Origin of the sequence: Rhizobium sp. BK212 (assembly GCF_014197475.1) — a bacterium.
GTDB classification, from domain to species: domain Bacteria; phylum Pseudomonadota; class Alphaproteobacteria; order Rhizobiales; family Rhizobiaceae; genus Rhizobium; species Rhizobium anhuiense.
In genome coordinates this window covers 186,473-200,035 of sequence record NZ_JACIFS010000010.1, presented here as the reverse complement: position 1 = coordinate 200,035, position 13,563 = coordinate 186,473, and the positions used below count along the sequence as shown (strand labels likewise).

10 protein-coding genes are annotated in these 13,563 nt (G+C 62.1%); 7 read left to right on the top strand and 3 right to left on the bottom strand.

Annotated features, from left to right (window positions below; genetic code table 11):
- The first annotated feature begins 242 nt into the window (after positions 1-242).
- The 7 genes from FHT79_RS26835 (at position 243) to FHT79_RS26805 (ending at position 10,826) form a co-directional block, all read left to right on the top strand.
- Complete coding sequence (locus tag FHT79_RS26835; RefSeq protein ID WP_028757744.1) at positions 243-494, top strand: acyl carrier protein; 252 nt, start codon at positions 243-245, stop codon at positions 492-494.
- Positions 494-1,675, top strand: coding sequence for an acyl-CoA dehydrogenase family protein (locus tag FHT79_RS26830; protein WP_028757745.1), 1,182 nt, complete (start codon positions 494-496; stop codon positions 1,673-1,675). The genes FHT79_RS26835 and FHT79_RS26830 overlap by 1 nt, the downstream gene beginning before the upstream one ends.
- Positions 1,676-1,680: 5 nt before the next feature.
- Entirely contained in the window at positions 1,681-2,589 is a 909-nt protein-coding gene (locus tag FHT79_RS26825; protein ID WP_028757746.1) for an amino acid--[acyl-carrier-protein] ligase, read from the top strand.
- Between the two features lie 8 nt (positions 2,590-2,597).
- Positions 2,598-3,560 (top strand): DUF1839 family protein, encoded by a 963-nt coding sequence (locus FHT79_RS26820; RefSeq protein ID WP_210304850.1) that lies wholly within the window; start codon positions 2,598-2,600, stop codon positions 3,558-3,560.
- A 16-nt stretch (positions 3,561-3,576) separates the two neighbouring features.
- Positions 3,577-6,051: a glycoside hydrolase family 2 protein gene (locus FHT79_RS26815; RefSeq protein WP_028757748.1), complete on the top strand. Its 2,475-nt coding sequence runs from the start codon at positions 3,577-3,579 to the stop codon at positions 6,049-6,051.
- Between the two features lie 94 nt (positions 6,052-6,145).
- Complete coding sequence (locus tag FHT79_RS26810) at positions 6,146-7,324, top strand: glycosyltransferase family 4 protein (RefSeq protein ID WP_028757749.1); 1,179 nt, start codon at positions 6,146-6,148, stop codon at positions 7,322-7,324.
- Positions 7,325-7,514: 190 nt separating this feature from the next.
- Positions 7,515-10,826 carry an oligosaccharide flippase family protein gene (locus FHT79_RS26805; RefSeq protein ID WP_028757750.1) on the top strand — a complete coding sequence of 1,104 codons (3,312 nt, stop codon included), beginning with the start codon at positions 7,515-7,517 and terminating at the stop codon, positions 10,824-10,826.
- A gap of 13 nt (positions 10,827-10,839) precedes the next feature.
- Here the strand turns inward: FHT79_RS26805 and FHT79_RS26800 are convergent, their stop codons facing one another.
- From FHT79_RS26800 to FHT79_RS26790, 3 genes are all read right to left on the bottom strand, one after another.
- Positions 10,840-12,018, bottom strand: a complete 1,179-nt coding sequence (locus tag FHT79_RS26800) for a glycosyltransferase family 4 protein (protein ID WP_028757751.1) — start codon at positions 12,016-12,018, stop codon at positions 10,840-10,842.
- A gap of 265 nt (positions 12,019-12,283) precedes the next feature.
- Complete coding sequence (locus FHT79_RS26795; protein ID WP_003543721.1) at positions 12,284-12,520, bottom strand: Lrp/AsnC ligand binding domain-containing protein; 237 nt, start codon at positions 12,518-12,520, stop codon at positions 12,284-12,286.
- A 68-nt stretch (positions 12,521-12,588) separates the two neighbouring features.
- The gene (locus FHT79_RS26790) at positions 12,589-13,497 is read right to left on the bottom strand and encodes a LysR family transcriptional regulator (protein ID WP_028757752.1); all 909 of its coding nucleotides are present in this window, start codon (positions 13,495-13,497) and stop codon (positions 12,589-12,591) included.
- Positions 13,498-13,563: the final 66 nt, after the last annotated feature.

Here is a 13,563-nt window from a genome sequence, read left to right as displayed (position 1 = left end):
GTCATTTCTGTACTCGTCACGCCAGAAGCTATTGTGTGTCGCAGCGTCAAGATTGTCCTAAGTCTTTGATAGAAAATCGTTGTTTACGATAATGCCGGAATGATCACTAAAATCCTAACTGTGAGCCTTAGTCATATTTAACCCAACAAATTAGCGGAATGTTCTGTTTTCCGCACTAAAAGAACGCTCATGACAAGGCGATGAACGCCGGTTCGGGATCATGAGAATCTTGGAGTGATGGGATGAATACGACAATCCGCGACCTCGTAGCCAAATTCGGCAAGCTTCCTGTGTCGATCGACCAGGTTGGCGACGATGCCGATCTTTATGCGGCAGGTTTGACGTCCTTTGCTTCCGTGCAGCTGATGCTTGGCATCGAAGAGGCCTTCGACATCGAATTTCCCGACAATCTCCTGAACCGCAAATCCTTCGCGAGCATCTCGGCCATCGCCAGGACCGTCGATCTCATCCGGGACAGCCGGAAGGTCGCCTGATGAATTTCCCCGTCAAGATCATGCAGGACGGTCTTGTCGCAAGAGTGGCCCGCGTCGCCGAAATCGCGGCAAAGCACGCCGATGCCGTCGATGTCGAAGGCCGCTTTCCCCACGAAGCCGTGGAGGCGATGAAGGCCGAAAGGCTGCTCGGCATCCAGGTGCCGCGCCATCTCGGCGGTGAATCCGCCTCGATCACCGAGATCGCCGAATTGTGCTCGATGCTCGGCCAGGCCTGCGCGGCAAGCGCCATGGTCTTCGCCATGCATCACATCAAGCTGTCGAGCCTCGTTGAACACGGCGCCGACAGCGAATGGCATCGCAGCTTCATGCGCCGCATCGCCGCAGAGCAGCTGCTGATTGCTTCCGCCACCACCGAAGGCGGCATCGGCGGAAACCTGCGCAACAGCATCTGCGCGGTCGAGGTCGATGGCGATACTTGCCGCCTCGAAAAGGATGCGACCGTCATTTCTTACGGCTCGCATGCCGACGCGATCCTCATCACGTCGCGTGCCCACGCGCAGGCGGCTTCCTCCGATCAGGTGCTGACGGCCTTCCTCAAGGATCAGTACACGCTCGAGAAGACCCATGTCTGGAATACGCTGGGCATGCGCGGCACCTGCTCCGACGGCTTCCTGTTCAAGGGCGAGGCGCCGGCGCATCAGATCCTGCCGAAGCCTTTCGCCGAGATCGCGGCGCAATCCATGCTCGCCTCCTCGCACCTGTTGTGGAGTGGCGTCTGGTACGGCATCGCAGTCGATGCCGTCGCCCGTGCCCAGGCCTTCGTGCGCGCCGCCGCCCGCAAGGCGCCGGATGCCCAGCCGCCGGGCGCGTTGCGCCTCGCCGAGGTTTCGAACCTGCTGCAGATGGTGAAATCCAATGTGGTTGCCGGCCTCAAGGCCTACGAGGATGCCAAGGCCGATGTCGACAGGCTGTCCTCGATGGGCTTTGCGGTGGCGATGAACAACGTCAAGATCGCCTCGTCCGAGACGATCCTGGAGATCGTCAACCATGCGATGCTGATCTGCGGTATCATGGGCTACAAGAACGGCACGTCGTTCAGCCTCGGACGCCATCTGCGCGACGCGCATTCCGCACAGCTGATGATCTCGAACGACCGCATCCTCGGCAATACGTCGAGCATGCTTCTTGTCCATAAGCAGGACACTAGCCTACTGGGGTGACAGTCATGGATATGCAGACCTCGTTTCTGGACCGGCTTTTCGAATCCGGCCTGCTGATCGATACCGGCATCGACGGGCTCTATGGCCGCAGCGGTCAGTTCGAAGACGTGATCGCTGCCTTCGAGCGGCTGATCGACAGGTTCGGCGGCGCCGACGGCGCGGAGGCGATGCGCTTCCCGCCGGGCATGAACCGCGCCTTTTTCGAAAAGAGCGGTTACATGAAGAGCTTCCCGCAACTGGCTGGCACGGTGCACAGTTTCTGCGGCAGCGAACTCGATCATGTCAGCCTGCTGCAATGCATGGAAGTCGGCGAGGACTGGACCAAGGGGCAGGAGGCGACCGACATCGTGCTGACGCCGGCTGCCTGCTATCCGCTCTATCCGACGGTCGCCAAGCGCGGCAATCTGCCAAAGACGGGCGGCCTCTTCGACCTGCAATCCTATTGCTTCCGCCATGAGCCGTCGAAGGATCCTGCCCGCCAGCAGCTGTTCCGCATGCGCGAATATGTCTGCATGGGCACTGAACAGCACGTCACCGATTTCCGCCAGCGCTGGATGGATCGCGGCGTCGAGATGATGAAGGCCGTCGGTCTCGACGTGACGATCGACGTCGCCAACGATCCGTTCTTCGGCCGCGCCGGCAAGATGCTCGCCAACAATCAGCGCGACCAGAACCTGAAATTCGAGCTGCTGATCCCGATCACCTCGGCTGCCAATCCGACCGCCTGCATGAGCTTCAACTACCATCAGGATGCCTTCGGCACGAAATGGGGTCTCAATCTCGAAGACGGCAGCGTCGCGCACACCGCCTGCGTCGGCTTCGGGCTGGAGCGCATCGCGCTTGCCCTCTTCCACCATCACGGGCTCGATGTGAAGCAATGGCCGGCCAGCGTACGGAAAGCGCTGTGGGGCTGAGCACATCCATGACATCGGTATTTTCGGGAATCGACCCGGAAACCTACCGGGCGCATGCGCTGCATTCCAGTGAGCGTGCCTGGCCGGAAACCAATTGCTATGTCGATCTCTGGATCGAGGTGCTGGCATCATCCGGTGTCGCGCCCGAGGCGATGCTGGGTTTTACCCTGACGCAGGATTTCGAGGGCGACCAGTTCACCTTCTTCAAGGTGCCGCTCGAGGATCTCGAAGCGCTCTACGGTATTCGCGCCACCGAGCTTGCCATCTACGACCGTGTCGAACGCCATGTCGAGGTTCAGATCGCCCGTGCCCGTCTCTGCCTGATCGAGATGGATTCCTTCTACATGCCGGACACGCGCGGCACCGCCTACCGGCAGGAGCACGGCAAGACGACAGTGGCGATCAACCGGCTGGATGTTGCGGCGAAGCGCGTCGATTATTTTCACAATGCCGGTTATTTCCGCCTGGAAGGCGAGGATTTCGACGGGCTGTTCCAGCTGCATCTGACGGAGAACGATCCGCCGTTCCTGCCCTATACGGAATTTGCGCGGTTTCCGGAAAAGCCGGCTGATGAAACGCATCTGCGGAAGACCGCGCGGCAGCTTGCCGGCTTTCATTTCATCAGGCGTCCCCGCGAAAACCCGATCCGCGCCTTTGCAAGCGTCTTTCCGCAGCAGGTCGAAGCGGTAGCGGAACGGCCGTTCGGCTTCTTCCACAAATACGCCTTCAACACGCTTCGCCAGGTAGGCGCCAATTTTGAGCTGGCGGCCGATTACCTCACCTGGCTTTCCGCCGGTGAATTCGCGGCTGCCGCCGAGCATGCCAGGCGCATTTCGGAGGTGGCGAAATCGGTGCAGTTCCAGCTTGCCCGCGCCGTCACCCGCAGGAGGTTCGAGCCGTTGCAGGCAGCACTTGATCCGGCCGCCGATGCATGGGATTCCATGATGGCGTCGCTTGCGGGGCGAATCTGAAGCCGGAGATCTGACCATGCGGGGGCGTTTGGCAAGCATCGGTGCCGAGGAAAGCCTGCTTTCCGAAGGCTGGAACCTGATCCTGACGGAGCCGGGCGCCTGTGCCGTGCCGCACGACATTCACCTTTCCGCCCAGTTCATTCCCGCGCCCGTTCCCGGCACTGTCGCCGCGGCGCTCGAAAAGGCTGGGCTCTTCGACCGTGAAAATCCCGAGCCGCTGAACACGCGGGATGCCTGGTATCTCTGCCGGCTTTTCGATGCCGAGCCCGGCGAAGCGATCCTGCATTTCCAAGGGCTCGCGACGCTCTGCCATGTCTTCCTGAACGGCCAGGAAATCCTGTTTTCCGAGAGCATGTTCACGGCGCACGAGATTCCGGTGACGCTGTCGGGCGGCGACGAACTGGCGCTCTGCTTCCGGGCGCTCGGCCCCCGTCTGTCGGAGCCCGGCCCGCGCGCGCGCTGGCGGCCGCAGATGATCACGCCGGCGGGCCTGAAGAATTTTCGCACGACGCTGCTCGGCCATATGCCGGGCTGGTGCCCCGATATTCATGCCATCGGGCCGTGGCGACCGATTTCCATGGTGCGGCGCAATCCCGTCTCGATCGACAACGTCTCCATCCGCGCCCTGTTGGAGGAGAGCGGCGCCGGCCGTCTCAGCGTATCGCTGCATAGCAATGCCGAGGATCCCGCCATGCTGCTGCGCTGCGGCGGAATGGAGCAGCCTTTCGAGAAGGTCGGCGACAGTCATTACTCGGCTATTCTCAAGCTTCCCGACATCGAGCCATGGTGGCCGCACACCCACGGCGCTCCGCGTCTCTACGAGCTGACACTGGTTTCCGACGGCGTCGAATATCCGCTCGGGACGACCGGCTTCCGACGGATCGATGTCGACCGCGGTGGCGATGGCGACGACTTCGCGGTCACGGTCAACGGCGAACGCATCTTCTGCCGCGGCGCGGTGTGGACGACGGCCGATATCGTGCGATTGCCGGGCGGCCGGGCGGATTACGAACCCTTCCTGCGGCTTGCCGCGGAGGCCGGGATGAACATGATCCGCATCGGCGGCACCATGGCCTATGAGACGCCGGATTTCTTCGCGCTCTGCGATGAACTCGGCCTGCTCGTCTGGCAGGATTTCATGTTCGCCAATTTCGATTATCCGCGCAACGACAAGGCCTTTCTCGGCCATGTGCATGCGGAGGTCGAGGAATTTCTGCATGGCGTCCAGGCTTCGCCTTCGCTGGCCGTGCTCTGCGGCGGCAGCGAAATCCACCAGCAGGCGGCGATGCTCGGCCTGCCGGCGGAATTCTGGAGCGGGCCGGTCACCGACGAGATCATCCCGGCGGTCGTCGCGCGCATGCGTCCCGACGTGCCCTATGTCCCGAATTCGCCCTATGGCGGGGCCATGCCTTTTTCGCCCAATGCCGGAATTGCACATTATTACGGCGTCGGCGCCTATATGCGGCCGATCGCCGATGCGCGCCGCGCCGATGTGCGTTTTGCCTCCGAAAGCCTCGCCTTCGCGCATGTGCCGCAGCAAAGGACGCTGCAGCGTCATCTCGACGTGCCCGCCGTCCACAGCCCGCTCTGGAAGGCCCGCGTGCCGCGCGACCGCAGCGCATCGTGGGATTTCGAGGATGTTCGCGACTTCTATCTGCACCTTCTCTACGGTTTCGATCCGGCCCAATTGCGCCGTGAGGATCCGGAACGTTATCTCGATCTCTCCCGCGCCGTCACCGGCGAGGTGATCGAGGAGGCTTTTGCCGAATGGCGGCGCAAGGGCTCCGGCTGCAACGGCGCGCTCGTCTGGACGCTGCAAGACCTGTTGCCCGGTCCCGGCTGGGGGGTGATCGATTCCACCGGAGAGCCGAAGCCCGTCTGGTATGCGATGCGCCGTGCCTTCCGGCCGGTGCAAGTGGTCTTCACCGACGAGGGAACCAACGGTCTCGACGTGCATGTCGTCAACGAGGCGGACGCCGCGCTCGACGTGGAGCTCGAGGTCGTCTGCCTGCGGGACGGCAAGCAACAGGTCGTCAGCGGCAGCATGGCCTTCAAGCTGGCGGCAAGGAGCACGGAGCGTTTTGCCTGCACAACGCTGTTCGGCGCCTTCTTCGATACGACCTATGCCTTCCGTTTTGGACCACCATCACACGACGCAAGCGTGGCGCGTCTGCGCTCGCTGGCAGATGGCGCCATTCTCGCCGAAAGCTTCCACTTCCCGTGCGGCCGGGGGAAGGCGCTCCATGACGCAGGGATCGAAGCGTCACTCGGCAGAGATGGCGACGACTGGTTCGTCGATCTGAGGACCGACCGGCTGGCGCAATCGGTGCATATCGACGTCGAAGGCTATAGGGCCGACGACGACTGGTTCCATCTCGCTCCCGGCGTGGCGCGGCGCGTGAAGCTGCATGCGCTCCTGAGCGCGGAAAGCGATGTTCCGCCTACGGGTGAGATCAGAAGTCTAGGCAGTTCGCATCGTGTCGCCTTCTAGAAAAGAGATAGAGCATGCTGCCGTCCGAAAACCGCGCACACTTTTCGGCATCATGCTCTGGGGCTGATGCCGATCCATTTGGAAAGACCGTGATTTGAGAACGATATACCGCTTTCTGCGCGCCCAGGTCCTGCAGCGGCTGATTCCACGCGCGCGTCTTGCCTTCAATCCGCGCAAGCCGGTGGAGATCGTCGGCTATCTCTCGATGGCGGTGGGCGTCGGCGAATCGGCAAGGCTCTGCGCCGGCGCGTTGTCGGAGGCGGGGCGGGCGATTGCGCTTTCCGACGTCAGCACGCATCCCGACGAGAATGCCTTCGCCGGATGGATGCCGTCGCACCTTTCCACCGAACCCGCGGGAAGCCGGATCTGGCATCTCAATCCGCCGATGCTGCCGCGCGCCATCCTGAAGAAGGGCGTTGGAAATTTCACCCGCGCCTTCAACATCGGCTATTTCGCCTGGGAGCTCGAAGTTGTGCCGGCGGAATGGCGCAATGCGATGCATTACATGAATGCGGTCTTCGTGCCGTCGGAATTCACCCGGCGGACGATTGCGCCGCTGACCGCGGCACCCGTCATCGTGGTTCCGCATCCCGTCACGGAGAAGCCGGCGACGGAAGGCATGCGCCAGAAATTCGGCATCGAGGAAGACGCCTTTCTCGTCAGCTTCATCTTCAGTGCCGGCTCCTCGATCAACCGGAAGAATCCGCAGGCCATCATCGAGGCCTTCAGGATCTTCGCCGCCGAAGCCCCAAGCGCCTTCCTGTTGATGAAGGCCAGTGGCAATATCGATAGGGATGAAGGCCTGCGCGAACTGATCGCTTCGGTCGCTGGCAACTCCCGGATCAAGATCGTCACCGACAGGCTGTCGGACGCCGATATCAACGGCCTCATCCGCTGTTCAGACGCCTATCTTTCGCTGCATCGTTCCGAGGGTTTCGGGCTGACGGTGGCCGAGGCGATCATGCAGCGCACGCCGGTGATTTCCACCGCCTGGTCGGGCACGGTGGATTTCTGCGATCCCGATAATAGCTGGCTGGTCGCCTCTCCGCTCATTCCGGTCGTCGATACCCATCCCGAATTTGCCGGGCTCGCGGGCGCGGTCTGGGCTGACCCTTCTCCAGAGGCGGCGGCCGCGCACTTGCGGGACATCTTCCTCGCGCCCCAGCGTGCACGAGAGAAGGCCGAGAAGGCGCGGGAGTTCCTGCTGAGATACCTCGCAGAGAACAGCTATGAGAAGGCGCTCCAGAGGCTGTCGGCGATGCAAGCCAGCTAAGGTGAGGTCGTCACTCCGCTTTATTTTAACATTTTCGCATTAGAGATGGCGGGTATGCGGCTTTAGAGCATGGCGCGCAAAAGTGTGCAGCGGTTTTGCGATAACGACATGGGTAAAATCAAAAACCTAAAGTGCGAGAAGCGATCTGAAGATCGTGACGCGCTTTAGGCCGATGCTGACGGATGGATAGATGTCGAAGGGTATTATCGCAAACTCGGTGATGAATGCGGCGGCAGGCATGCTGCTGCTTCTGACGGGCTTCGTTTCCTCGATCATAACTGCGCGGCTACTCGGGCCGGAAGCCAACGGCATCGTCGCTTTCTCGCTCTGGCTGGTGGTCACGGGCGCCTCGATCGCCGAACTCGGCTCCAGCATCACGCTGCTGAAGACCTTGCCGCAGCTTTCGGCGGAGGGCTACGATACACGCCGCCGGCGGGGTTTTGCCGCGATCCTCGTCAGCTTCATGATGTTCTCGACCGTCGTGCTGCTGGCGCTGTATGCGCTGTTCTTCCTGACCTCGGAAAAGATGCACTGGGCGGAGACCGCGCCATCCGTCGCTCTGGTCACGGGCGTGCTGTTTTTCGTCCAGGCGATCGGTTCCTTCGTCAAATTCTACCTGATCGGCGAAAAGAAACTCGGCGCCTTCTTCCGGCTGACGGTCGCCGTTTCGATCGTGCAGCTTGCCGGCGTTGCCGTCGGCGCCGTTCTCTATGGAGTCGAAGGCGTCCTCGTCGGTTATGCGCTCGGCCAGCTCGTGCTGTTTTTCGCCACGCTGCCGATCCTTCTTGCGCGGCGCGACTGGTGCGGGGTCTCGCTCAAATATCTCGCCTCCTCCTCCGCCATCCTGTCGATCCAGTTCATCATCGATTCCATCTTCCTCAACCGGCTCGAACTGCTCTTCCTGCAGCAGTTCTGGTCGGTGGAGATGGTCGGCTATTATGCCGTCGGCCTGTCGATCGCCAATATCGCGCTGCAGTTGCCGATCCAGATGACCGGCAGCCTGCTGCCCTATTATTCCGAGCGGCGGCATAACAGCGACGACTCGACATTGCCGGTCGAGGTCTTCGCCGCCGTCACCCGCTCCATGGCCTATATCGTGCTGCCGATGAGCCTCGGGCTTGCGGCGATCTCCAGCGAACTGGTGATCGTGGTGTTCGGCGAAGCGTTCCGCCGCAGTGGGACGGTGGTGGCGCTGCTTGCGCTGGTCGCGCCCGCCTATACGTTCATGCAGATCCTCAGCCTCTATTTGCTGTCGATGGACAGGGCTCGCTCCCGCCTGAATATCAGTATGATAGGTGGCCTACTGATGGTAGCGGGTTGTTTACTGATCGTACCTAGGCTTGCCGCCGAGGGTGCCGCACTCGTGCGCATCCTCGTCTTCGTTGCAATGTCGGTGATGATGATCAGACAGACAGGATTCGGATCCCAACTATCGGGTCTCTACGCAAGCCTGACGAAGGTGACGCTCGCCTCCGTGCTGTGTGCTTGCGGAGCGATTTCGGTGTTGGAATTCGTCGGGGGTCCGGCCGGTCTCATCGGCGCGATCATTGCCGGTGCGTTCTGCTATTTCTCGGCACTGCGCGTGCTGCGCGCCGTGCCGGGCGAGGATGTCGACGTCATGCACTCCATTCTCGACAAGATGCCGTCCCTGCTGCGCCGGCCGGTCGGCCACGCGATCAATTTCATCGCGCCGCGGCTTCCCGGCGATCCCGATCGCGCCAAGGTCGCGCCCGGCGAATTCTCGCTCGAACCAGCCGAGGGCGCGGGACGCAGTGCTGCCCTGCCGGTTGTCTTCGACGGCACGATCGGGCTATTCATGCCGGAGAATCCTCTCGTGAAGAAACGTTCGGCCGCCGTGCTTTTCGTCAGCCCCTGGGGGTTCGAGGAGATGTGCAGCCGCAAATTCTTCCGCGTCGCGGCCGAGCATTTCGCAGATATCGGCGTGCCGAGCCTGCGCTTCGACTATCGCGGCACCGGCGATGCGCTCGATTTCGATGCGCTGCCGGCACGGCTGGAAACCTGGGAAAATTCGATCCGCGCCGCCGCCGCCAAGCTGAAATCGCTGAGCGGCTGCGACCGTATCATCGTCATCGCGCAGGGGCTCGGCGCGACGCTTGCCCATCGCATCGGCTCTTCGATCGAAGGCGTCGACAGCCTCGTCATGCTGGCGCCGGTGCTGAGCGGCCGGGCCTATCTGCGCGAACTCAACATGTGGTCGAAGATCATCGACGCCGATCTCGGTCTCGGCAAGGAGCATGTCCAGACCGCGAAGGTGCAGATCGCCGGGCTCGTCATGCCCGAAGAGATCGCGGCCGAGCTCGGCAAGCTTACCATCGCCTCGCCGCAGGGGCTCGCAGCCCCCCGCTATCTGATCCTCGAACGTCCCGCCAAGGCCGAGGATACCGGCTTTGCCGATGCGCTGAGGGCGCTTGGCGCCGATGTCGAGCAAAAGGCTTTCGAAGGTTATGACGAGCTCGCCACCAATCCGCTGTTCGCCAAGACGCCGATGGCCGTCGTCGAACTGCTGACGACCTGGCTGGAGGCGACGACGACGCAGACATCCGCGGCCCATTCGCCTGATGCGATCGAGAATCCGCCGCTTGCCGGCGAGGGTTTTGCGGAAACGCCGGTACGTTTCGGCAGCCACGATCATCTGATCGGCGTCGTCAGCCGGCCGCTCGGCGAGATCAAGGGCAATGCCGTGCTCTTCCTGTCGACAGCCTATGACCGGCATGCCGGCTGGGGACGGACGACGGTCGATATGGCGCGCGAGCTTGCCCGCCAAGGCGTCGTTTCGCTGCGCTTCGATTCCGCCAATGTCGGTGACAGCCCGCCGCGGCCGGACGCGCCGGACCAGGTGCTTTATTCGGATACCCAGACCGCGGATGCGGTCGCCTCGCTCGATCTGCTCGAAAGCGTCGTCGCCGGTCCCGTCATGGTCGCGGGCCGATGCAGCGGTGGTTATGTCGCCTTCCGCGCCGGTGTCGCCGACGACCGCTTGAAGGCTGTCGTATCGATCAATCCCTTCGTCTATTACTGGGATCCGAAGATACCGGTGCGTAGGGAGCATGTCGTCTCCGTTCCGCGCAGCCTTGATGATTACGGCCAGCGCATGGCGCGGCTCGATACGCTGAAGCGGCTGGTGCGCGGCCAAGTGGATGTCGTTGCGGCGCTGCAGAATATCGTCATCGCCGCTGGCCGCCGTCTGTCGCCATGGATCGCGCCGCTGCTCGAGCTGCTTCCCGACCGGCGCCATATCGCCCGCGAAGTCCGGCACTCCTTCGCGCTGTTCGGCAAGCGCAAGGTGCCGCTGACACTGATTTACAGCGAGGGCGATGTCGGGCTCGACCACGTCTATTTCCACTTCGGGCCGCGCGGCGCCCGGCTTTCGCGCTATCCGAACGTGCGGTTGCTGATGCTGCCGGATGCCGATCACAATCTGACGCCGCCGCAATCGCGCAAATTCGTGCTCGACGAGATCATTCGTCTCGCCAGAGCATGAGCAGAATTTCAGCTCAGATGTTTTCTGCGGCGACGATATCCAGCGATCTGTAGAGATCGATGTAACGTCCGGCGACGATATCCCAGGAATAGCCGCGCGCGGCGTCGAGAAGCCCGGCGCGCACGGCGTCCGGGCGGCGTGAAAGGTCTTCATAGGCCGTTTCGATCGCCGTGGCGGCGGTCTGAGCATTGGTGAAATCGGCAAGCGCGATAACAGGATGCCGGTCGGCAAGCGTCGCAAAGGCATCGTTGGCGTTCAGCACCGGCAGGAGGCCGGCGCTCATCGCCTCCAGCGCCACCAGGCCGAAACCTTCATATTCCGAGGCGGAGGCGAAGAGCGAGGCCTCGGTGATGATGCGCCGGATAGCGCCGTTGTCGGGTGATACATGCAGGGTGACGCGGCCGGAAAGGCTGCGGCTTTCGATCGCACCTTCGACATCCGCCCGGTTCAGGTCGGATTCGGCTCCGACGATGTCGAGATGCCATTCGGGGTCGCGGGTCTTGAGCACGGCCATCGCATCGAGCAGATGGTCGAGCCGCTTGTTCACCGAGAACCGGCCGATCGTGACGATGCGGCGCTTTGGCCGGCGCGAAGCGGTGTCGGCGAACTTGCCGATATCGGCGCCGTTTTCGATCAGCAGGCTGTCGGGCACGATCTCGGAAAACTGCTTGAGGTCGGAGGCGCTGCAGCAGACGACACGGCGGTAGGCCATTGCCGAGGCGCGGGTCAGCGTCCGGAACCAGATCTTCTTGATCGCCGCGTATTTCCGCGTGTGGAAGAAGCCGCCATGGGTGGTGACGATCATCGGCTTGCCATGCAGCCGCCGGCCCCAGGCAAGCGCGTCGAAGAAGAAATCGATGGCATGGACATGCACGAGATCGGCATCGCCGAGATGGCGGAAAACCTGAGGTGCCAGCGGATAACGGCTGCTGCCCGACCAGGGAATGCGCACCACCTCGATGCCGTCGATATTTTCGCGAGGCGGCAGCTTGTCCTCAGGCGCGGTGAACAGCGAATCGAGCGTGACGACGCGGACGCGATAACCGCGGCGCACGGTCTGGCGGCCGAGATTGGCAACCACGTCTTCCAGGCCGCCGCGATTGGGCAGGAACTGGCGCACGACATGGACGATCAGCGGAGCAGTGTCCGATTGCGGCGTTGTCCGCACGATATCTGCCTCGATGATCGACATGTTCCACCTATCGCTGCGCGGGCCGGCCTGCGCTGACGCAGGCTTCTTGTCGCAACGACCAGACATGCCCCGCGTTAAGGCGCGGTTTAAGCCGCACCCAGCGAAACGTATTCTTCGTCAAAAAGGTTAACCGCGGCTAAGGGGAAGCATTTCCGTTTTTCTTCGAATCACGGAAACGCTCTGTCTCTTCTGGTTTCGCAATTCCCGGCAAAACCGCTTCGCGCTTTGCCGGGGAAAACCGCTACACACTTTTGCTGGAATTGCTTTAGAAGGCCTTGAAGGTCAGCGTCGTCAGCGAGCGGACGATGCCTGGAATATTGGCGATGTTGTCGTTGATGAACTTGCCGATATCCTGGCCTTCCTCGATATAGACCTTCAGCAGCAGGTCGTAGTCGCCGCTTGTGGAATAGAGCTCCGAGACCAGTTCGGTCTGGTAGATGGCGTCGGCGACATCATAGGTCTTGCCGGGTGCGCATTGGAGCTGGACGAAGATCGGCTTCATGGAGATTTCCTGCAAAGTTGTTTGGCCGGCATAATGGTCGAAAGCGCCATGCCGATGCAAGCCGTTCGTCACGCAGCCGGATTGGCGGCGGCTTCCGCGACGATCCAGTCGCGAAAGGCCGCAAGCGGCGCATAGTCGGCGCGCTCTCTGGGAAAGGCGAGATAATAGCGCTCGCGGCTTTCCATTTCACGGTCGACAGCGGCGACGAGATCGCCGCGCCTGACCTCCTCCTGCATCAGGAATGTCGGCAGCAGGGCGATGCCGAGGCCGGCGATCGCCGCCTGCGCGGCGGTGGCGAATTGGTCGAAGAGCATGCCGTGGACGGTTTCGAAGGAAACGCCGTTGCCGGCAAACCATTGCTCCCAGGCGTCGGGGCGCGTCGTCAAATGCAGAAGCGGAACGGCAAGCAGATCCTCCGGCGTCTTGATTGCGTATCGCTCCAGAAAATCAGGGCTGCAGGCCGGCACCGTGTGCTCGGACATCAGGAAGACGAGTTCGGCGCCCGGCCAGTGCGGATGGCCGAAATGGATGGCGGCGTCGATTGAATCGAGGCGGAAATCGAAGGGCGAAAGCCGGGTCACCAGATTGATTGTTACACCGGGATTGGCGGCGAGGAAGCGCCCGAGGCGCGGCGCCAGCCAACGCGTACCGAAGGTCGGCAGGATGGCGAGATTGAGCGTGCCGCCATGCGGATTGGCGCGCAGATTTAGCGATGCGCTCGATATGCGCCGCAGCGCTTCGCGGATTTCGCGGGCATATCCGTCGCCGGCAAGCGTCAGCCGCATGGTCTGGCGTTCGCGCAGGAAGAGTTCGACGCCAAGCTGCTCCTCCAGCGCGCTCACCTGGCGGCTGACGGCGCTCTGCGTCAGATCGAGTTCGCGCGCCGCTGCCGTCACGCTGCCGGTGCGGGCAACCGCCTCGAAGGCGGCAAGATGCGAAATCGATGGCAGAAAACGTCGAGATGTCAGCATAGTCATTCCATTTCAGAATGGGCTATTTCCGAAATAGCGATATTTTCGGCTTTGTCACGCGTGTAAAGAAAC